Source organism: Candidatus Pelagibacter sp. PS_16 (assembly GCF_059417965.1).
Window position 1 is genome coordinate 1,200,125 of the sequence record NZ_CM182074.1, and the last position, 20,935, is coordinate 1,221,059.

A 20,935-nucleotide genomic window follows, 5' to 3' on the forward strand; every position below is an offset into this window, starting at 1 on the left:
AATTAATGTTTAAGATTTTAAATGGTAAATTTAAGATCAATTGATCAAGAGTTAAATTCTCTAGCTAAAGAAAGAGGAATGCTATCAACGGAAGTCCCTAAAGATGTTACTGATAGTTGGAAAAGATGTATTCAAAATGACTTGGATCCATCGGGGAAACCTGAATTAAATGTTTTATCTTCAAGAGAATTAAGTGAATTGAGAGATAAAAATGACATTGTAAGAAACCTTGTTAATCCTGAGTTAGAACTTCTTTATTCACAAATTGCAGGAACAAATTTTATGGTAGCCTATTCAGACAACAAAGGTAATGTTTTAGATACAATTTATGACAAAACTTCTCTTAAAAGTAGTGTAGGAAGAGTTGTAATACCTGGATCAATTTGGAGAGAAGAATTTGGAGGAACCAACGGATTGGGTCAAGTAGTTACTTTAAATAAATCTGCTATCGTTTCTGGTAAAGAACACTTTTTTGATTCACATGGAAAATTATCTTGTTTTGCGAGTCCAATATTAAATTATGATGGAAGGACAATAGGCATAATTGATGCATCAACAGATGCTCACTCAAGAGAACAACACACTCTTGCCCTTGTTAAACTTGCAACAAAAAGTATAGAAACGAAATTATTTTTAAATCATTTTAGCAATGAAATGATTTTATCTTTTCATCCACGACAAGAATACCTAACAACTAATAGTGTTGGTCTTTTAGCTATTAATGGGGATGGTTTAATAATTGGAACAAACTCAAATGCAAGAATTATGTTGCATGGTTTAAAAACTCTAAAAAATGAATCTTTTAATAATATTTTTTCTTCATCATTTTCTTCAATTGCTGGTGATTTATTACAAAATAAAATTATAAAAATTACAGACCATATGGGTTCTTCGGTATTTATAATTAAAGTTCAAAATTTTAAAAAAAATACTTCCTACAAAAATAGCAGAAGCGAATCTGAAAAAGAAATACAGGCATGTAATTTTTGCAGAGATTCTAAATTTAAAAAAGATAGATGTATTTTAATCAGAAATGCTTATCTAAATAATGCTAATATAAGCTCTGTATCACGTAAATTGGGTGTTTCTCGAACAACTATTTATAAACATATAAATAATAGCTAGTTCTTATAATTTTTAATTAGAAAAAATAAGTAAGAAAAAAAAGAAGTAATTAAAAAAAACATCATTGCAACTTTGAAACCAATAATCTCTGAAAATCCTAAACTCATAGAATAATCTATCAAAATTCCGATTACCCACTGAAGTACAAAAGCACCAACAAATAAAAGTAAGTTAAATGATGTTAGTGCTTTTCCTGCATTTGAAAGTGAAAAAGCCATACCTACTGCTGGTTGGGTTAAGGATAAAAAAACAGAACTTACAGCAAAAAAAGCCCAGTGATATGCTCCTGCTTTAGGTCCAAGATAAATTATAAAAGTTAGAACAATTAAATTTAACGGTGCACCAAACTTCAATAATCTTATCGCATCTGAAACATTTTTTGAAATTTTAGGAACTAAATAGCCCCAAGATAGGAATGATATTAAGAGAGAAAAATAAATTAAGAAAAGACCATTTGCACTTTGTTCGGGTGTATATCCTGAAACTTTAATCATCCATGGTCCTGCCCAAAGTGTCTGAATAGCAAACAATCCGCCATAATTAAAAAATCCCATTGGAACTAAGCTTTTAAAAAAACTATTGTTCCAAATTTCTTTTAAAGAACCATTATCATTTGAGTTACTTTGAATATTTGCTTTATTCCAATTAGGTATAAAAAAAATAATTAAGATAATACAAAATATGGTTAATAGAGCTAAAGTGATAAATATCATTCTCCATCCAATTATTGGTAAAAAAAATTGTACAGGCAAACTAGAAGAGAGCATTCCAATTGCGCCCACCATTAACATCCATGAATTTGCTCTTTGCTGTGTTTCGTCTTGATACCAAATTCTATATGCAGTAAGTGGCCCCATCAAACAAGCACCTACGCCTATTCCAATTAAAATTCTTGATATTAAAAGAGTAATAAAATTTTCTGATAAAGAAAATGAAATCATACCCAATACAGCTATAAGTAAAAAATATGATACTATTTTTTTTGGTCCCTTATTATCTAATAAATAACCTAATGGAATTTGAACAGCAGCAAAGCCTAAAAAATATCCACCTCCCAAAAGTCCTAAGTCACCAGCTGATAAATCAAACTCTGATATAAGATTAGGTGAAATAGTTGCCGTGATTGCTCTTAGTAAATTAGAGATATAATAACCAAGAGCAAATACTAAAAATATAGTTATTGCTTTTTGTTTTGGTAAAATAACTTTATTCATAATTAAAAATTATAAAGAAATTAATTTACTTTATTTTTGCAATTTCCTGTTTTGAAAAACTCATCAATATTGTCTATGGCTAGATTGGCCATAGCAATTCTTGTGTGCTTAGTGGCACTTCCAAGGTGAGGCAAAATAAAAACACTTTTAATCTTCAGATAGCCTGGATTTAAATTTGGCTCACCCTTATAAACATCAAGTCCTGCTGCATAGATTTTTCTTCTATTTAATGCATCTATTAAAGCTTCATCTTCAACAATGTCTCCACGAGCTACATTTGTTATAACCGCACCTGTTGGAAAATATTCTAATGTTTCTTTATTAATTAAATTTTCTGTTTCTTTTGTTGCGGGGCAACAAATTGACAATACATCTGAAACTCCAAAAAGACTTTTAATGCTATCATGATAAATGGCACCTTGTTCTTTTTCGTCACTTAATTTTGATCTGTTGTGATAGTGAATAATCATTCCTAAAGATTTTGCAATTTTTGCAATCTTTTGACCTATTCTCCCCATTCCTAAAATTCCAAGCCTCGTACCAGTTAACTGCTTTCCTATCAAATAATCTGCAGACCATTTCCAGCTACTTTCTTTTGCAGCCTGAATGCCCTCTGGAACTCTTCTACATGCTCCAAGAATTAATAAAATTCCAATCTCAGCTGTGGCATCAGATAAAACTTCTGGTGTATTAGTTACAGCTATTCCTCTTTTTTTTGCTGCTTCTAAATCAATGTTCCCAAATCCAACTGCAAAATTAGAAATTACCTTAATACTGTCTGGAAGTTTGTTTATGGTCTCTTCATCCATTTTATCAGTTAAAGAAGTTAATATTGCATCATGACCTTCACTTAATTCGATAAGCTTTGATTGAGAATATAATTCATCATTGCCATTAAATTTTGCATCAAATATTTTTGAAGCTTTGTCTTCAGATTCTTTTAACAATCTTCGTGTAATTAGAATTTTTTTCATAGTTAGTTTTTTTGTAATATTTTTGGTTTTGGGCCACCAGTATACCAATCTAATATCTCAATGGTATGTAAAATTGGAGTTTTCGTTCCATTAGAAATTTGAGTAATACAACCAATATTTCCAGTTGATATAAAATCTGGTTTCAAACTTTCAATATTTTTTACTTTTTTACTTAATAGTTCTTTAGCAATTTCAGTTTGCAAAATATTATAAGTTCCAGCAGATCCACAACAGATGTGGCCTTCTGGAATTTCCATAATTTCATTATTTGTTTTTGAAAGTAATGACATGGGTTGACTGTGTACTTTTTGTCCATGTTGCATTGAACATGCAGAATGATAAGCAATTTTGTACTTCTTATCTTTTACTTTAAAATTTAATTTTAAATTAGTATCTAAATATTCAGAAACATCTTTTGTTAAATCAGAAATCACTTTTGCTTTCTTTTTCATTTCTTCATCATCTTTAAAAATGAAACCATAGTCTTTCATGGTAGTTCCACAGCCAGAAGTATTTGATAAAATAGCGTCTAAATTTCCTTTTTGATGTTCGTCATACCAAGTATTAATATTATTTCTAAAATCTTGGTGCGCGTCATCTTCTTTTCCCAAATGATGATTTAATGATCCACAACATCTGATCTTTTTAGGCACAACTACTTCAACTCCATGTCTATTTAAAAGTCTGATTGTTGCCTCATTAATTTGAGGAGAAATTTCTTTTTGAACACATCCAGTTAAAAGAGCAACTCTTGCAATTTTATTTTTACCAGTTGCGGAATAAGTTTCTTTTTGTTTTATTGTTTTTTTTGGAAAACTTGTCGGCATCAAATTCATCATATCTTTTATTTTTAATGGCATTAAAAATTGAAAAGGTTTAGCTAATTTAACCATATAACTTGCTAATCTGAAGTATCCTGTATTTGGTAACACTACTGATAAAAAATTTCTAATTGTTCTATCAAAAAAAGATCTTTCATAGTTTTTTTCAATATATTTTTTACCATGATCAATGATGTGCATATAATTTACTCCAGCAGGACAAGTGGTCATGCAGCTATAGCAAGACAAACATCTATCTATATGTTTTACAGTTTTTGCTGTTGGCTTTTTTTGATTTTCCAACATATCTTTAATCAAATAAATTCTTCCTCGCGGTCCATCTAATTCGTCACCAAATATTTGATGGGTTGGACAAGTTGCATTACAAAAACCACAATGAACACACTTTTTAAAAATTTTTTCTGTTGCAGCATTGTCACTGTCTTTTAATTGTTTTTCAGTAAAGTTTGTTTGCATTAAATTCCTCTATACATTTTTCCAGGATTAAAAATTCTTTTAGGATCAAAACTTTTTTTGATCTTTTCTGATATTAAAAGTCTTGTATCGTCTACTGTAAAAATTGTTTCTTCGTAATCATATTCATCCGATGTCTTTATGATAGTTAAATAACCACCTAATTCTTTGGTCAATTTTTTAATATCGCTAACCTTAGAGTTCTTTTTTGATTGAACCTCTATCCAATATAATGAGCCACACCAATCAATGTAATATTTATACTTATTACCTAAGAATTGCATCAACTTAGGGCCTTTCGAAGGAGGCACTACTACTCTTAAAAGGTTATTCTTTGTTGATTTGAATATTTCAAGATTATTTATTTTTTTCCAAAAAGGTGTTGATTGATGAACATCTAAAACTGTTGTATTCAGCTTACTAAGCTCCAGTTCATTTGTTAAAGCTTTTAATTTTTCATCTATTGAAATTTTATCTCCTTCTATTCTTATTGCTAAAAATGAACCTTTGTATTTTAAGTCATTAAATTTAAAGACCATCTCTTTGTTTTGGTCATAATTTTCATCTTTGGGTTCTTCAGGAATATAAACAGCTCCAGAGACTTCGCTACTTGAACTAGATATCTTATCAAATAAATTTTTAACTAATTTTTTATCATCAGTATGTATAGTAATTGTATTAGATAATTTTTTTTTAGGTAGAACCTTTAATGTTATTTCAGTTAAAGCAACTAAAGTTCCAAAAGATCCTGTTACTAGTTTTGATAGGTCATAACCTGTAACATTTTTTACAACTGTCCCACCTGATTTAATTATATCTCCTTTACCATTCACACCTCTAAAACCTAATATGTGATCTCTTAAACTTCCTACTTTAAATCTTCGAGAGCCAGCAAAGTTACAAGCTAAATGGCCTGCAATGGTGCCCTTATTTGATTTTCCATTTTCAATAAATCCAAAATCAATAGGCTCAAAAGCTAGTTCTTGATTGTTTTTTTCTAACTCCTTTTCAACTAACTCTAATGGCGTGTTAGCTTTAACCTTAATATATAGTTCTTCAGGCAAATACTCAATTACACCTGACAACTTAGACATAGATAGTTTTTTTGCAGATTGAATGTTGTTACCAATAAAATTTTTTGAACCTGTACCAATTATTTCTGTTGGTTGGTTTTTTTTATAAAGCTCTTGAACTATATTTGAAACTTGAAGTTCATCTTCTGGATAATAAGTATTATTAGAATCTTGGAAGATCTGGGAATTTTTCTTCATTTCTGTGGACATGTACCCTTCCTTCCTCTGCACATTTTCTTAATATTGGATAAACTTTTCCAGGGTTTAGTAAATTTTTTTCATCTAGCGATTTTTTAATATCTAATTGTTGTTGAATATCTGTATTATTAAACATCTCACACATCAGTTCTCTTTTTTCAACTCCAACTCCATGCTCTCCAGTGATCACTCCACCTAATCTCACACACGTCTTTAGTATTTCAGCTCCAAATTCTTCTGTTTTTCTTAATTGCTCTTTATCACTTCCATCAAACATTATTAATGGATGTAAATTTCCATCTCCTGCATGAAAACAATTTGCTACTGGCAACTCATATTTTTCAGAAAGTCTTTTTATTTCAAGTAAAGCTTCCGCAAGTTTTCCTCTTGGTATGGATCCGTCCATACAATAATAATCTGGTGCCATAGCTCCACATGCTGGAAATGCTGCTTTCCTTCCCGCCCAAAATGATAGTCTTTCTTTTTCATTTTTACTTAATTTTAAACTTGAGCAATTATTTTTTTCACAAATACCTCTCACCTGTTTTAATAATTCATCTACCTCAGATTCGGTTCCATCTAATTCTACAATTAATAAAAGTTCCGCATCTCTTGGATATCCTGCTTTACTAAAATTATCTGTTGCTTCTATCAAAGCTTTATCCATTATTTCCATACCTGCTGGAACAATTCCACTTGAAATTATTTCTGATGCTGCGTTTCCACCTTCTTCAATTGTTGGAAAGCCTATTAGCGCTGCTTTAACTACTTGAGGGTTTTTTAAAATTTTTACTGTCACTTCAGTAATCACTCCTAATAATCCTTCTGAACCACAAATTAATCCCATTAGATCATACCCTTCTTGATCAAGAGTTTTTCCACCAACTCTACAAACTGTTCCATCCATCATTACCATTTCAACACCTAAAATATTATTAGTTGTTGTTCCATATTTTAGAGAATGGACGCCTCCAGAATTTTCAGCAACATTACCCCCTATTGAGCATGCAAGTTGACTTGATGGGTCTGGTGCATAGTAAAAATTTTTATGTTGTACGGCATGTGTTATTCCTAAGTTTGTTACACCAGGTTGGGTTACTACACATTTATTTTCAAAATCAATTTCTATAATTTTGTTAAATTTTCCAAGACTTAATAAAATTGCATCATTTAAAGGTAGAGCTCCCCCTGAAAGACCAGTGCCAGCACCTCTTGGTACAACTTTAATATTTTCTTTGTGACAAAACTTTAAAATGTTACTTACTTCTTCAGTGTTTTCTGGCATCACAACAGCGAGTGGTGTTTGCGTGTAAGCTGCTAATGCATCAGTTTCATATGGTTTAATATCATCTGCATGACTTAAAACATTTTCTGGATTGATAATTTTGGCAAGATTTTTAAAAATATATTCTTTTTTATTGATCGTTGCTTTGTCAATCTTTGGCAGAACTAATTCACTCATTAGTCTTAGCCTAGCATTTTTTTGATGTTTTCCAATGCGTTAGATATGTTGTCTTGTGAAGCTGCATAGCTAAATCTTACGTAATCTTGGCAAGTTTTACCAAAAGCTGTTCCTGGAACTATTGCTACTCCTGCTTCATGCATACATTTTTTTGCAAATTCTGAACCATTCATTCCTGTTCCAATAACTTTAGGAAATGCATAAAAGGCTCCTCCTGGTAAACTGCATTCCACACCTGGTAAACTATTTAAACCTTCGTGAATCAATTTCCTTCTTTGATCGAATTTTACCATCATTTCATGGATTGCATCATCTGGTCCATCTAAAGCTGCAATTCCTGCAAATTGTGACGGAGCATTAACACATGAAACACTATTAATAATTAGTCTGTTTACATGTGGTATTAATTCTTCTGGCCACACACTCCATCCCATTCTCCAACCTGTCATGGCGTAAGCTTTGCTCCAACCATCTAAAACAATTAATCTATCTTGCAGATCAGGGTAATTAAAAAATGTTGGCATTTCTTTTCCATCATAAATTTGTCTACTATATATTTCATCGCTTAGGATTACTACATGAGGATGTTTTTTTAACCCTTCTGCTAAAACATCTATTGCAGATTTTTCAACAAAACTTCCCGTTGGATTATTAGGGTTAATTAATATTAACAATCTAGTTTTATCTGTAATTAAAGATAGAATTTTTTCTGGATCAAATTTTAAATCTTTATCTTCTGTTAAGTCATAAGGCACTGCAGTTGAGCCTGTATAATTAATCATTGATTCATATATTGGGAATGCTGGTGTTGGATGTATAATTTCTGCACCAGGTTCACCAAAACATTGTATCGCATAATACATTGTTGGTTTCCCACCTGGCATTATCAATACTCTTTCAGGGTCAATATCCTTATTATAAAGTTTTTTAATTTTTCTAGTAACAGCTTGTCTGCACTCTAAAATTCCGTTTGATAAAACATATCCATGATGACCCTCATCTAATGCTTTTTTTGCAGCATCTACTACGTGTTGGGGTGTCTTAAAATCAGGCTGACCTAAACCTAAGTGGATCATTGGTTTGCCTTGTGCTTCTAATTTTTTTGCTTCAGCTAAAACACTAAATGCAGATTCAGTTCCTAGTCTTTGTAAATTTTTTGCTAATTTCATAATAATTTAATTCTAATATCAATATTCTATAATTTAATTTATTTTTTTTATATATAATTTTGATAAGTAAAAACTATTTTCTATAAATTAATTTTGACATATCTAATTCTCTTAAAGTCTTACAACCCATTAATACCATATTTCTATTAATTTCATCATGCATGTTTTGCAATAGACGTTCCACACCTGGTTGACCCCCAGCACTTAAAGCAAATAAAAACATTTTTCCAAAACTGCATGCCGTTGCACCAGCTGCTAAAGCTTTTAAAACATGAGTTCCACGTCTTACACCGCCATCTAAAATAATCTCTAATTTATCACCAACAGCCTCTCTAATTGCATTAACTTGGTCAAAGGGTGATCTTGAACCATCTAATTGTCTACCCCCATGATTTGAAATCATTATTGCTGTACAGCCAATATCTATTGCTCTTTTTGCATCTTCAACCGACATTACACCTTTAAGAGCAAATGGGCCGTTCCATCTTTTTACACAATATTCTGCATCCTTCCAATTCATGGCTGGATCATATTGTTCATTGATATATTCGATAACTGATTTTGAAATATTGGTTCCTTTATCTGTTTTATTTTTAACGTTGGATAATTCAAATTTTTTATGAGTAAAATAATTAAATACCCATTCAGGTCGCATAGCAAAACTCATTAAGCTTTGAAGTGTCAATTTTGGAGGAGTAGTAAAACCAGTTCTGTGATCTCTTTCTCTATTTCCAGCAACTAATGTATCAACTGTTAGACACATACCATTAAAACCAGACACTCGACATCTATCTATTAAGTCATCGGTAATTGATTGATCTTTATGAACATATAATTGAAATAATTTTGGTCCATTTGAAATATCAGCAACCTCTTCAATAGTATTGTTAGCCATTGTAGACATACTATAAAAGGTTCCAAATTTTTCAGCGGCTCTTGCTGAGGCTTTGTCACCTTCATGATGGTAAAGTCTTTGCATTGCAGTTGGTGAAAGAAAAATTGGCATATCAATTTTTTTTCCAAAAACAGTTGTTGAAAGATCTGGTTTACCAACACTAGCAAGAATATTTGGAATTAAATCACAATCATCAAAAGAATCTGTATTTCTTTTTAAGGTTTTTTCATCATCTGCACCACCATCAATGTAGTGAAAAATTGGAGAAGGTAATCGTTTTTTTGCTAACTTTCTAAAGTCATTAAAATTATAGCAGTCTTTTAGGTTCATTAATTAAGTTAAAATGTTTTAAAAAAGTTAAACATATAACTATTTACACCAGGATTTTTTGTTCCTAAGCTTGCATTAGAAAGATGATTATAAGAAAAACCAAGTTGACTATTACTAACAAAGTCTACTGAAATTTGTAATTCACTTTTAAATTCTAGAAAATGACCAAGATCTTTACCATCACCCTTACTGTATAATCCTGGTGCAAAGCTTGGTGTAAAATTAATTTTACCTAGCTTATATTGTGCCTGAACACCTGTATAAATATATGCAGCAGAGTCTGCAGTCACTAATGCACCTGTTATGGGAGAAATATTACCTAAAAAAGTATCTCTATTTAAATCCTCATTTTGATGTTGAAATCCAATTAATGTTGATTTTTTACCAGTATCACTGAAATCAAACATTCCAGAATAAACATTAAATTTAGAACTATTTTCTTCAGCATAAACAACTGAAGATAATAGGCTGAAGAAAATGATAAAAATAAATCTTGATATCAACTTGTAATGTTTCATTTAAATTTTGTTATTTTTATTTAATATTATTGTTATATATTATTGCACCACCAAACAAAAATAACAATAATGGTAATAACCATAAAACATATGTGTTTTTGTTTAATTGGGGGTCAAAAATTACCCAGTCACCATATTTTTCTCTTAAAAATTGATATATTTGTTTTTCTTTTAATCCTTCATTAATTTTTCTATCAACAATTAATTTGATGCTAGAAGCAAACTCTGATTCAGAATCGTATACTGACTGACCTTGACAAATTAAACAACGAACATTCTTTAAAATTTTATTCTTTAAAATATCATTTGTTTCAGCTGATTTTAACTCTGAAAAGTTTGCAACTACAAATAGGATTATAAATATTTTTAATACTTTCATTTAATAATTAATTTAATTTCACTAACAATTTCTTGATTGATTGGACCAACAAATTTTTTGATTATATCTTTATTTTTATCTATTAAAAAAGTTTCTGGAACTCCATAAGCTCCAAATTCAACTCCTAGAGTTCCATCTTTATCAATTAAAATTCTTGAATATGGATTGCCAAGGTCATTAATAAATTTTTTTGCATTATTAAAATTGTCTCTATAATTTAATCCAATTAGTTTAATTGATTGGTTTTTACTTAGTTGCATTAATAAGGGGTGTTCTGTTCTACAAGGTACACACCAGGAAGCCCAAATATTTACAATATAAAAGGTGTTCTCTTCAAAAATGTTATCTGAATTTACATAATTATTTGAATAAAAGTCTTTTGCTTTAAAGGTTGGGATATTTTTTTTTTCATTAACCTTGGGTGTGTAGTTATTTGGAGTATTTAATCCTTTATAAAAAATAACAAAACAAAAGCTTAAAAAAATAACTATAACAAATAAGCTAAACTTATTTTTCATATCTCTCTTTTAAATAAACTCATTAATCCACCAAGACTTAACAATAAAACTGATATCCATATCCAAACCATAAATGGTTTTACTTGATATCTAATATTAAAATATTCATTACCCTTTACAAGATTCATTACTAAAAACTTGTCCTCTAATAGTGTTGTTCTTATATCTGCTTCACTAGTAATAATTATAGGCTGATTATAAATTCTAATCTCAGGTTTTAATTCTATAGTTTTGCCATTTTTGTCTTTTATTTCAAAAGAGGCAATGATGGAGTTAAAATTACTTTCATTTCTTTCTTCTATCTTTTTAAAAAAAATTTCACCTTTATTATAATCATATCTTTCACCAATTTTTATGTTGGTTATAATTTCTGAGGATAAAATACTATTAAATAGAATACTTAATATTAATAAACTAAAACCAAAGTGTGAAACAGTTTGAGAGATATTATTAAATTTTTTAATAAATAATTCTTTTAAAGTGGCAAAGAAAAGAAAAAAAGCAGCTGAAATTAAAACTGTATAAAAAAGTAAGTCAGCAGTTAAATTTTTTATAATAAAAAAGGTTAACATTACCGAAATTATAAATGTGATAATAAGTAAGTTCTTATTTTCAATTTTTGATTTAATCCATTTAAGTCTTGGTCCAAGAGACATAAATAATAGAAATGGTATTAAAAAAGGAACAATTAATTTTTGATAAAAAGGAGGCCCAACTGATATTTTTTCACTAGATATTACATCTAGAAAAATTGGATATACCGTACCTATTAAAACAACAGCTAAAAAATACATCATAAACCAATTGTTTATTAAGATGGAAGTTTCTCTACTAAGCCAAAAAAAATTATTTGAGCTTTTATTATTTTCTTTGTGAAATATAAAAAATATTCCTAACGATAAGACAATTAGTGCAAATAAAAATATTAATATAAAAATACCTCTTGCAGGATCATTAGCAAATGTATGTACAGAATTTAATATTCCTGATCTTACTAAAAAAGTTCCACACATACTTAGGGTGAATGTTGTGATGGACAGTACAACGGCCCAAGATGTTAGTGATGCTCTTCTTTCTAACACTACAATGCAATGCAATAATGCAGTTAGTGTTAGCCATGGCATTAAAGAAACATTTTCAACTGGGTCCCAAAACCAAAAACCTCCCCATCCTAGTTCGTAATATGCCCAAATTGATCCAAGCATAATTCCAATAGTTAGAAAAATCCAAGAAACTAAAACCCATTTTTTAATATGCTGCCCCCATTCTTTGGTGACATAATTTTGTGTAACTGCAGCAAGAGATGATGAAAATATTATAGAGGTGCCAACATAACCTAAATATAAAATTGGGGGATGAATTGCTAATGCTGGATCTTGTAAAATTGGGTTAAGACCAAGGCCTTCATTAGGAATTGGAAATAAATAATTAAAAGGATTAGATGTCATTAATACAAATAAGAAAAACCCGATAATTATTATTTGCTGAAATAATAAAGTTAAAATTCTATATTTTTTAGGCTGCTCTCTTGATTTAATTAAAAACAAAAAAATAAATAAAGTTAATACTAATAACCATAATAACAAACTTCCTTCATGGTTTCCCCAAGTTCCTGAGATTTTATAGAATAATGGTTTGGTTGTGTGAGAATTATTAAAAACAGTCTCATTACTAAAGTCTGAGTTTATAAAAGATACAATCAAGCTCAAAAAACTCACAATTACAAAAACTAACTGTAGAAATGATAGAGATAATATATTTTGGTTAATCTGCTTATTAGTTTTATTGAAGTCTTTAATTGAAACTCCACAAAGCAATACCGAAAGTAACAACCCTAAAATTAAAGAATAATAACCTATCTGATTAGCTAGCAATTTATTTATCTCCTAAGGCTTCTTTAACTTCTGGGGGCATATAATTTTCATCATGTTTTGCTAAAATTTTAGTAGCTGTAAAATAATTCTTATCTTTTAAAAAACCTTCAGCAACCACTCCTTTTCCTTCAGCAAATAAATTAGGGACTGCCCCTGTATAGACAATATTAATTTCATTTTTAAAGTCAGTAATGACAAAATTAACTTTATCAGAATCTATAAAAATCGATTGTTCTTTAACCATCCCACCCACTCTTATTTTTTTTTTATTTAATTCTATTAAAGATTTTATTTCAGACGGAGACTGAAAATATACAACGTTTTCTTTTAATGATTGTAAAACTAAAAAAACTGTTAAAATTACTGAGGCTAAGATTAAAGCTAAGAATATAAATCGTAATTTAACCTTTTTACCATACATGGTTTATTAGTTAAATATTTGATGTATTGGATAATATTTCTCTATTAATATTTTGTGATCTTGCAGCTCTAGCTTTCTCAACATTTAGAGAACCAAATTTAGAAGCAAATCTTTTTTGCTCTTTTGAAAGTTGTAATTTAGTTACAAAGTACAGGGCTGTAAAACTAATCAATGTAAATGAAAAAGCTGACCAAACGTAAGCTCCATATCCATTCATTGAAATTATTTCATTTATCATAATCTATCTAATCCTTTATTTTTAACTTTTATCAGTTCGGTATTATATTTCATCAAAAAAATGAGTAATGAAAAAAGGGCAAATGCCGCAGTCATAATGCCCAATGGGACTAACATTGATGGGTGAATTGCTGTGTTGGTTGATAAAATATTAATTGAAGCTGGTTGATGTAACGTGTTCCACCAGTCTACAGAAAATTTAATGATGGGAACATTTACCACTCCTAAAATTGCAATCAAAGATGTAACTTTTATTACTTGTTCTTTGTCCTCATAAATTCTCCAAGCTAATAAATACATTCCATAAAACAAGGCTAAAATTAACATAGAAGTTATTCTTGCATCCCAAGCCCACCAAGTACCCCAAGTTGGTTTTCCCCAAATTGATCCTGTAACTAATGCTATAATATTAAAGATGAATCCAGAAGGTGCTAAACTTTTAGCAATTAATGCAAAATTTTTATTTTTAAAAACAAAACTTCCAACAGACAAAAAAGCTAAACTTGTAAATATTCCAAGTGATATCCATGCAGCTGGCACATGAACATACATAATTCTTACTGCATCACTTTGTTTATAATCCTCAGGTGAAAGTATAAGCGCTTCTGATAAACCAATTGTTAGGACAATAATAAATAAAAATAGAACGTACTTTGGTGCTTTAGAGGTTATTGCAAAAATTTTATTAGGTTCAAAATATTTAAACATTCTTAAATTATATATATTAAAAAAAAGATAATTTAATTTTTTTTATGGAAGATCATCCTGATCAAGAATGCAGAGGGAGTCAATAATGATAAAAACGTTATTTAACACTCTTGATCAGAACATGAATATAGATAGCAACTATATATGTCGAAGATTTGAATTAATTGTGTTTGAAAAAAGAATTAATTAGAGGGCTTAAAGTAGCTAGAGCCTCTTTTACCAGAAAAAATCTCTTCAATTAAAGGATGTTTAATTGGATCTTCTGAATCGTCCATTAATAGATTTTGTTCTGAAACATATGCTTCATATGTAATTTCATCATTTTCAGCTAACAAATGATAAAAAGGCTGATCTTTTCTAGGACGAACATTCTTTGGAATAGATTGATACCATTCTTCAGAATTATTAAATTCGAAATCAACATCATAAATTACACCTCTGAACTCAAAGTGCTTATGTTTTACAATGTCTCCTATTGAAAATTTTGCTTTTTGAATTGCCATTGTTATTAATATGGGGGTTTAAAAATAAAAATCAATAAAAAACATTTATATTTTTTTTATTATGTTAATATCTGTCAAGTGAATAAATCTTTTCTTAAATTTGCAACAGACTTTGGGCCTTTAGCCATTTTTTTTTATTATTATTATAATAATGATAAGAACCTAGCAGTTGCGATTCCTCCACTCATAGTTGCAACATTAATTGCACTAGCAGTTGTTTGGTTTTTTGAAAAAAAAATACCTATGATGCCATTAATAAGTGGTATCTTAATTACATTTTTTGGGGGTCTAACAATTTATTTTAATGATCCAGTTTTTATCTATGTAAAACCAACGATCATTAATATTTTATTTGCCCTTGCTTTATATTTTGGAAAATATTTTACAAAAGAACCTGTCCTTAAAAAAATTATGGGTAAATCAATTGCTCTAACTGATATGGGTTGGGAATTATTAAACAAAAGATGGATGTACTTTTTCTTCTTCCTTGCAATCCTTAATGAATGTGTCTGGAGAACGCAAACAGAAGAGTTTTGGGTTAATTTTAAGGTATGGGGCATGTTACCAATAACCCTTGTCTTTACAGCATTTCAAATATCATTGATTAATAAATACAAGCTTGATGAATAGAAACTTAAAGCTAGTTGTAAATAATCCTCACAAACAAATAGAAGAAAGACAATTTTTTGAAAAAAATGAACTTAAAATCATTTTAGATCTATATGCAAAAATGGTCTCTGAAGGATCATGGAAAGACTATGGTCTAAACATTTCTAACAGGCAGGTTAGTTTTAGTGTCTTTAAAAATGCAGCAGAGAATGCTTTGTATAAAATTTGTAAAAACTTTAAACCTAGCAATAAAAATTTAAAGTATTTAATTACAGATTCTAATGGGAAAGTTTTAAAAAATTCCTTTGATCTAGAAATTTTACTTAAAAATACTAATTGGAAGAACCTTAAGAAATAAAAAGACTATCGTCTTTGACCAAATAATCTTAACAACATTATAAACAAATTTATAAAGTCTAGGTAAAGAGTTAAAGCACCCATTACAGCTTTTTTACCCATCAACTCACCCGTATCGCTTGATACATACATGTTTTTAATTTTTTGAGTGTCATAAGCAGTAAGACCTACAAAAATTAAAACACCTAGAATTGAGATTACAAAATCCATCATTGAAGATTTTAAGAACATGTTAACAACTGATGCAACAATAATTCCAATTAAGCCCATCATTAAAAATGATCCTAATTTTGTAAGATCTCTTTTAGTTGTGTAACCATACAAACTCATTGCACCAAAAGTAATAGAGGTAATAAAGAATACTCTAGTGATACTCGCTCCAGTATAAACTAAGAATATTGAGGATAGTGATAACCCCATTAAAGACGCAAAAACCCAAAAAGTTGTTTGAGCAGTTGAAGCTGTCATTTTATTAATTCTAGCACTCATGTAAAAAACTACTCCAAGTGGAGCAAGCATTACAATCCATTTAAAACCTGAAAGAAATATTGTATTTCCTAAGCTTGTTAATGCTGTAATTGATCCATTAGCATCTGTTACTACAGATAGTTTGAAAAATATTAAAGATATAAGTCCTGTTAACAAAATACCAGAAGCCATGTAGTTGTAGACTTTTAGCATGTAGGCTCTTAAGCCCTCATCCATTACTACTGTTGATTGCTGAGCTTCTTTTACTTTATTTAATATGTTTTGCTTATTGAATTCCATGACACATATATAATAGCCTTTTACTATTATTTCAAGATGTCTTAATAAGATTAAATAATTATGAATTATAAAAAATTAGGAAATACAGATTTAAAAGTAAGCACTATTTGTCTCGGTACTATGACTTGGGGTGAACAAAATACCCAAAATGAAGGTTTTGAGCAGATGGATTATGCTTTAGATCAGGGTGTAAACTTTTGGGACACTGCGGAAATTTATTCTGTTCCACCAAGACAAGAAACGTTTGGTCATACTGAGACTATTATTGGTAATTGGTTTGAAAAAACAAAAAAGAGAGACAAAGTAATTTTAGCTTCAAAAGTTTGTGGCCCAATGAGAGAGTATGTAAGAGGTGGTGGAAATCAATTTGGAGAAAAGAATATTACAGAAGCACTTGAAGGAAGTTTAAAAAGATTAAAAACGGATTGTATTGATTTGTACCAATTACATTGGCCAGAAAGAAAAACAAATTTTTTTGGCAAACTAGGTTATGAACATGATGATAGCAATGAGTGGACTAGGTTTGAAGATATTCTAGGAAATTTAAAAAAATTTATTGATCAAGGAAAAATTAAATACGTTGGTGTATCGAATGAAACACCGTGGGGATTATCTAAATATTTAGAGCTTTCAAAAGATAAAAATTTACCAAGAATGCTTTCAGTTCAAAATCCTTATAATTTATTAAATAGAACTTATGAAATTGGACTTGCAGAAATGTCTATTAGGGAGCAAGCCGGATTGCTAGCTTACTCTCCTCTCGCGTGTGGTTATTTATCTGGAAAATACAGAAATAAACAATTGCCAAAAAATTCTAGAATGGAAAGAGATGGTGATTTTTGGTCTAGATATAATAATCAAAATGCTGAAAAAGCTATTGAATTATATTATGAAATATCAAAGAAACACAATCTGGATTTAGCTCAAATGTCTTTAAAATTTTTAGAAATTCAGCCGTTTGTAACATCGGTTATCATTGGTGCAACGACAATGGAACAGTTGAAAACTAATATAGAAAGTATAGGTATAGATTTAAGTGAAGACGTAATTAAAGAAATAAATGAAGTACAAAAAATTTACCCTAACCCATGTCCATAATTAAAAATTTTATAATTCTAATTCTTGTAAGCTTATTTGCTGTTAGCGTAAATTCACAAGAAGTAAAAAAAGTTGGTAAATTTAAAGACTGGGAAACAATTATTATAACTGAACAAACCGGTAAAGTTTGTTTTGCTCAATCAGTTCCTGTGTTGCAGGCCCCAAAATCTAACCCTAGAGAAGCAAGAATGTTTGTTTCATTTAGACCTGCCGAAAAAATAAATGATGAAATAAGCGTTACTGGTGGCTATGAATTTAATAATCAAAACTCAATTATAGCTACTTCAGGTAAATCTAAATACAAATTTGATATTGCTCAAGAAGGTTTTGCTTGGATTGCTGATAACAAACTTGAAAACAAAATGATTAAGACCATGAAGAAAGGATCAAGAATTATGATCACTGGTCATAATCAAAAAGGCTCTCAAACTATAGACCATTATTCATTGTTAGGATTTACGAAAGCCTATAATGCTGCAAAAACTAGCTGCAGTTAATTAAATGAAATCTAAAAAGAAAATTGTACTCGCATATTCTGGCGGACTAGACACTTCTATTATTTTAAAATGGCTTCAAGAAAATTATGATGCAGAAGTTATTTGTTATACTGCAGATGTTGGGCAAGAAATTGATAGAAAAAAAATTATAAAAAATGCCAAAAGACTAGGTGTTAAAAATATCATTATTGAAGATTTAAAAGATACATTTGTAAAAGACTATGTCTTTCCAATGATTAGAGGGCATGCAATTTATGAAGGTGTTTATTTATTGGGTACTTCAATTGCAAGACCTTTAATTGCAAAACGTCAAATTGCTGCCGCTAAAAAATTTGGAGCTTATGCAGTTTCTCATGGTTCAACTGGCAAAGGAAATGATCAAGTGAGATTTGAATTAGGATATCATTACTTTGGTCCAAAAGTAAAAATTATTGCACCATGGAGAATATGGAAATTAAACTCTAGAACAGATTTAATTAAATATGCAAAAAAAAACAATATTCCAATTCCAACAGATAAAAAAGGTGCTCCTCCTTTCTCTATTGATGATAATTTATACCACACATCAACTGAGGGTAAGGTTTTAGAAAACCCAAAAAATTCAGCTCCTGAGTTTCTTTTTCAAAGAACAGTATCTCCTGAAAAAGCACCTAACAAAGCTTCATTTGTAACTATAGGATTTAAAAATGGAGACCCCATAACTGTTAATGGTAAAAAACTATCGCCTGGAAATTTGTTAGAAAAACTTAATAATGTTGCCGGCAAAAATGGAATAGGTAGAGTTGATTTAGTTGAAAACAGATTTATTGGGATTAAATCTAGGGGTGTTTATGAAACACCTGGTGGAACACTTTTAATGTCAGCGCACAGAGCAATTGAGTCTGTTACTTTGGACAAAGAAACTATGCATAAAAAAGATGAAATTATGCCTAAATATGCTGAACTTATTTACAATGGTTACTGGTACTCAAAAGCAAGATTTAAACTTCAAAAAATTGTCGATCTTAAAAAGAATAAAGTTAATGGCTCTGTTAAGCTTAAATTATACAAAGGTAATATCACCATAATGTCTAGACAGACAAAAAGTAATGCTTACTCAATGAAAAAAGTTTCTTTTGAAGAAAATAAAACCTTTAATAAATCAAATGTAGAAAGATTTATTAACTTTCATAAACAAAAGCTTCGTTCATAAATTAATGAAAATAAAAGTATTTGCTGACACAATTTGTGGGTGGTGTTTTATTGGTCAGACAAGATTAAATAAAGCATTAAAAAATTTTCCTGAGACTAAGTTTGAGATAGAGCATGTTCCATTTCAACTAAATACTGACATGCCCAAAGAAGGAATTGAAAGAAACAAGTACTTAGAAATAAAGTTTGGTGGAAAAGAGTTTGCTCAACCAATGTATGATCGAATGACAGAAGAAGCGAATAAAGAAAATCTTAATTTTAATCTAGATAAGATAAAGAAAACACCCAATACTGTATTTTCTCACTTATTAATAAAATTAGCCGAACAATCTAATGTACACAACGAAATTAAAGAAAAAATATATCAATCATACTTTATTGAAGGTCTTGATATTGGAGATAAAGAAATCTTAATTAATATTGGCAAAGAATTTAATATTAATGGAGATGTAATCAATAATTTTTTTAATTTAAAAAATATTGAAGAAGTTAATTCATATATTTCAGTCGCAAGAGAGAAAGAAATTAATGGAGTACCCTTCTTTGAAATAGGAACAGATTTTATTTCAGGCGCCCAAAGCTCTGCAAATTTAGAAAGTGTAATAAAGTCCAATTTAAGCTAAAAATTAAAGGACACTTTATCCTTTGCCTTTAACATATAAATATCTATTCTAGCTATATGGAAGCACTAAAAAATTGGATGAAAGATGCCGCTAACATTTTATTTGATGATAGCAAAAATGATCTAAGGTCTTTACCAAGATCTGTTAGATTGCAAATTTTATTAGTTCTTAGTTTCGTTTGGACAACTGTTTTTAGTTTATACATATTTTCTTATACAACTTTTGCATTTGGTTGGGCCGGTTTATACGTTGCTCATATTGGATTGATATTTGCAGTTTATATGACATTCAAACATTTTCATAAAGCAGAGGCGCAATCTAGCAGTGTATTCAAAACTAAAAACTTTGATCCATTTAAGATTATGGTTATTGTTTTTGTAATTGTATTCATCTTTGTATTTTCTAAGGGAATAGAAATTTTAACAAGTCCAAACCCTAGCTCTTATTCAATTCCATATGATGGACCAGTAAAATCAGTGTTTGAAAAATGGCTACCATTTAGTAAAGATAAGTAATGGATAAAATAGCAAAAATTTTACAGCTTGCACTAATGTGCATTATTTTAGTGAGCACTGTAATTGCTGTTGGTATGGAAATTAATAATATGTTTCTAAATCAATCTGTAATGCTAGCAGATTTACTTTTAATGTTTCTTTATTTAGAGGTCTTAGCAATGGTTCGTGTTTTTTGGAATCAACAATCAATCAGTATAACTTTACCTCTTTTAATTGCCATCACTGCTCTCGCACGATTTATTATATTACAAGGAAAAGAAATGGATCCATCAGCATTAGTCTATGAAGCTATAGCTATAGTTCTAATTGCATCTGCAATAGTTATTTTAAGATTAAGACACAGTGATAAATTGGGTCTAAAGAAAAGAAAATCTAAATAGTTTA

The 20,935-nt window shown here is 29.6% G+C and carries 25 protein-coding genes; 9 read left to right on the forward strand and 16 right to left on the reverse strand.

The annotated features are described in order from the left end of the window. The first annotated feature begins 21 nt into the window (after nucleotides 1-21). Nucleotides 22-1,125, forward strand: a complete 1,104-nt coding sequence (locus AC5SL0_RS06315) for a GAF domain-containing protein (RefSeq protein WP_494618141.1) — start codon at nucleotides 22-24, stop codon at nucleotides 1,123-1,125. On the opposite strand, the gene AC5SL0_RS06320 is transcribed toward AC5SL0_RS06315, so the two are convergent. From AC5SL0_RS06320 to hspQ, 15 genes are all read right to left on the reverse strand, one after another. Beyond that, nucleotides 1,122-2,339 (reverse strand): MFS transporter, encoded by a 1,218-nt coding sequence (locus AC5SL0_RS06320; RefSeq protein WP_494618142.1) that lies wholly within the window; start codon nucleotides 2,337-2,339, stop codon nucleotides 1,122-1,124. The genes AC5SL0_RS06315 and AC5SL0_RS06320 overlap by 4 nt on opposite strands. A 20-nt stretch (nucleotides 2,340-2,359) precedes the next feature. Further along, entirely contained in the window at nucleotides 2,360-3,313 is a 954-nt protein-coding gene (locus AC5SL0_RS06325; protein WP_271564564.1) for a 2-hydroxyacid dehydrogenase, read from the reverse strand. A 2-nt stretch (nucleotides 3,314-3,315) separates the two neighbouring features. Beyond that, nucleotides 3,316-4,611, reverse strand: a complete 1,296-nt coding sequence (gene glcF / locus AC5SL0_RS06330) for a glycolate oxidase subunit GlcF (RefSeq protein WP_494618144.1) — start codon at nucleotides 4,609-4,611, stop codon at nucleotides 3,316-3,318. Next, nucleotides 4,611-5,879, reverse strand: coding sequence for an FAD-binding protein (locus tag AC5SL0_RS06335; RefSeq protein WP_494618145.1), 1,269 nt, complete (start codon nucleotides 5,877-5,879; stop codon nucleotides 4,611-4,613). The genes glcF and AC5SL0_RS06335 overlap by 1 nt, the downstream gene beginning before the upstream one ends. Beyond that, a complete protein-coding gene (locus tag AC5SL0_RS06340) occupies nucleotides 5,845-7,341 on the reverse strand; it encodes an FAD-linked oxidase C-terminal domain-containing protein (protein ID WP_494618146.1) in 1,497 nt (498 codons plus the stop codon). The genes AC5SL0_RS06335 and AC5SL0_RS06340 overlap by 35 nt, the downstream gene beginning before the upstream one ends. A gap of 5 nt (nucleotides 7,342-7,346) precedes the next feature. Next, entirely contained in the window at nucleotides 7,347-8,510 is a 1,164-nt protein-coding gene (locus AC5SL0_RS06345) for a pyridoxal phosphate-dependent aminotransferase (RefSeq protein ID WP_494618147.1), read from the reverse strand. 73 nt (nucleotides 8,511-8,583) lie between these two features. Continuing rightward, a complete protein-coding gene (locus AC5SL0_RS06350) occupies nucleotides 8,584-9,735 on the reverse strand; it encodes an alpha-hydroxy acid oxidase (RefSeq protein WP_494618148.1) in 1,152 nt (383 codons plus the stop codon). Nucleotides 9,736-9,743: 8 nt separating this feature from the next. Beyond that, nucleotides 9,744-10,253 carry an acyloxyacyl hydrolase gene (locus tag AC5SL0_RS06355; RefSeq protein WP_494618149.1) on the reverse strand — a complete coding sequence of 170 codons (510 nt, stop codon included), beginning with the start codon at nucleotides 10,251-10,253 and terminating at the stop codon, nucleotides 9,744-9,746. Between the two features lie 16 nt (nucleotides 10,254-10,269). Further along, nucleotides 10,270-10,632 (reverse strand): cytochrome c-type biogenesis protein, encoded by a 363-nt coding sequence (locus AC5SL0_RS06360; protein WP_494618150.1) that lies wholly within the window; start codon nucleotides 10,630-10,632, stop codon nucleotides 10,270-10,272. Continuing rightward, nucleotides 10,629-11,150: a DsbE family thiol:disulfide interchange protein gene (locus AC5SL0_RS06365; protein WP_494587289.1), complete on the reverse strand. Its 522-nt coding sequence runs from the start codon at nucleotides 11,148-11,150 to the stop codon at nucleotides 10,629-10,631. Before AC5SL0_RS06365 ends, AC5SL0_RS06360 begins: the two co-directional genes overlap by 4 nt. Further along, nucleotides 11,147-13,024: a heme lyase CcmF/NrfE family subunit gene (locus AC5SL0_RS06370; RefSeq protein ID WP_494618151.1), complete on the reverse strand. Its 1,878-nt coding sequence runs from the start codon at nucleotides 13,022-13,024 to the stop codon at nucleotides 11,147-11,149. Before AC5SL0_RS06370 ends, AC5SL0_RS06365 begins: the two co-directional genes overlap by 4 nt. Before the next feature lies 1 nt (nucleotide 13,025). Continuing rightward, the gene (gene ccmE / locus AC5SL0_RS06375) at nucleotides 13,026-13,445 is read right to left on the reverse strand and encodes a cytochrome c maturation protein CcmE (protein WP_011281600.1); all 420 of its coding nucleotides are present in this window, start codon (nucleotides 13,443-13,445) and stop codon (nucleotides 13,026-13,028) included. A 10-nt stretch (nucleotides 13,446-13,455) separates the two neighbouring features. Next, on the reverse strand, nucleotides 13,456-13,683 hold the full coding sequence (locus tag AC5SL0_RS06380) for a heme exporter protein CcmD (RefSeq protein ID WP_011281601.1): 228 nt from the start codon (nucleotides 13,681-13,683) through the stop codon (nucleotides 13,456-13,458). Beyond that, nucleotides 13,680-14,390 carry a heme ABC transporter permease CcmC gene (ccmC, locus tag AC5SL0_RS06385; RefSeq protein ID WP_271626513.1) on the reverse strand — a complete coding sequence of 237 codons (711 nt, stop codon included), beginning with the start codon at nucleotides 14,388-14,390 and terminating at the stop codon, nucleotides 13,680-13,682. Before ccmC ends, AC5SL0_RS06380 begins: the two co-directional genes overlap by 4 nt. A 182-nt stretch (nucleotides 14,391-14,572) precedes the next feature. Next, nucleotides 14,573-14,893, reverse strand: a complete 321-nt coding sequence (gene hspQ / locus AC5SL0_RS06390; RefSeq protein WP_006997624.1) for a heat shock protein HspQ — start codon at nucleotides 14,891-14,893, stop codon at nucleotides 14,573-14,575. A gap of 78 nt (nucleotides 14,894-14,971) precedes the next feature. On the opposite strand from hspQ, the gene AC5SL0_RS06395 reads away from it, so the two are divergent. Both AC5SL0_RS06395 and AC5SL0_RS06400 read left to right on the forward strand, forming a co-directional pair. Beyond that, nucleotides 14,972-15,523, forward strand: a complete 552-nt coding sequence (locus AC5SL0_RS06395) for a septation protein A (RefSeq protein WP_020168912.1) — start codon at nucleotides 14,972-14,974, stop codon at nucleotides 15,521-15,523. Continuing rightward, nucleotides 15,516-15,860 carry a DUF2794 domain-containing protein gene (locus AC5SL0_RS06400; protein WP_011281603.1) on the forward strand — a complete coding sequence of 115 codons (345 nt, stop codon included), beginning with the start codon at nucleotides 15,516-15,518 and terminating at the stop codon, nucleotides 15,858-15,860. Before AC5SL0_RS06395 ends, AC5SL0_RS06400 begins: the two co-directional genes overlap by 8 nt. A 5-nt stretch (nucleotides 15,861-15,865) precedes the next feature. On the opposite strand, the gene AC5SL0_RS06405 is transcribed toward AC5SL0_RS06400, so the two are convergent. Then, a complete protein-coding gene (locus AC5SL0_RS06405) occupies nucleotides 15,866-16,627 on the reverse strand; it encodes a Bax inhibitor-1/YccA family protein (protein WP_018413646.1) in 762 nt (253 codons plus the stop codon). A 60-nt stretch (nucleotides 16,628-16,687) separates the two neighbouring features. On the opposite strand from AC5SL0_RS06405, the gene AC5SL0_RS06410 reads away from it, so the two are divergent. Genes AC5SL0_RS06410 through AC5SL0_RS06435 form a run of 6 tightly spaced genes read left to right on the forward strand, consistent with a single transcriptional unit; the run spans nucleotide 16,688 to nucleotide 20,931 of the window. Further along, nucleotides 16,688-17,725: an aldo/keto reductase gene (locus AC5SL0_RS06410; RefSeq protein WP_011281605.1), complete on the forward strand. Its 1,038-nt coding sequence runs from the start codon at nucleotides 16,688-16,690 to the stop codon at nucleotides 17,723-17,725. Next, the gene (locus tag AC5SL0_RS06415; protein ID WP_011281606.1) at nucleotides 17,716-18,222 is read left to right on the forward strand and encodes an invasion associated locus B family protein; all 507 of its coding nucleotides are present in this window, start codon (nucleotides 17,716-17,718) and stop codon (nucleotides 18,220-18,222) included. The genes AC5SL0_RS06410 and AC5SL0_RS06415 overlap by 10 nt, the downstream gene beginning before the upstream one ends. Before the next feature lie 4 nt (nucleotides 18,223-18,226). Then, nucleotides 18,227-19,414 (forward strand): argininosuccinate synthase, encoded by a 1,188-nt coding sequence (locus AC5SL0_RS06420; RefSeq protein WP_018413648.1) that lies wholly within the window; start codon nucleotides 18,227-18,229, stop codon nucleotides 19,412-19,414. Nucleotides 19,415-19,418: 4 nt separating this feature from the next. Further along, nucleotides 19,419-20,036 carry a DsbA family oxidoreductase gene (locus AC5SL0_RS06425; RefSeq protein ID WP_271623086.1) on the forward strand — a complete coding sequence of 206 codons (618 nt, stop codon included), beginning with the start codon at nucleotides 19,419-19,421 and terminating at the stop codon, nucleotides 20,034-20,036. 56 nt (nucleotides 20,037-20,092) lie between these two features. Then, complete coding sequence (locus AC5SL0_RS06430; protein ID WP_011281609.1) at nucleotides 20,093-20,551, forward strand: membrane protein; 459 nt, start codon at nucleotides 20,093-20,095, stop codon at nucleotides 20,549-20,551. After that, the gene (locus AC5SL0_RS06435; RefSeq protein WP_011281610.1) at nucleotides 20,551-20,931 is read left to right on the forward strand and encodes a phosphate-starvation-inducible PsiE family protein; all 381 of its coding nucleotides are present in this window, start codon (nucleotides 20,551-20,553) and stop codon (nucleotides 20,929-20,931) included. Before AC5SL0_RS06430 ends, AC5SL0_RS06435 begins: the two co-directional genes overlap by 1 nt. The last annotated feature ends 4 nt before the right edge of the window (nucleotides 20,932-20,935 follow it).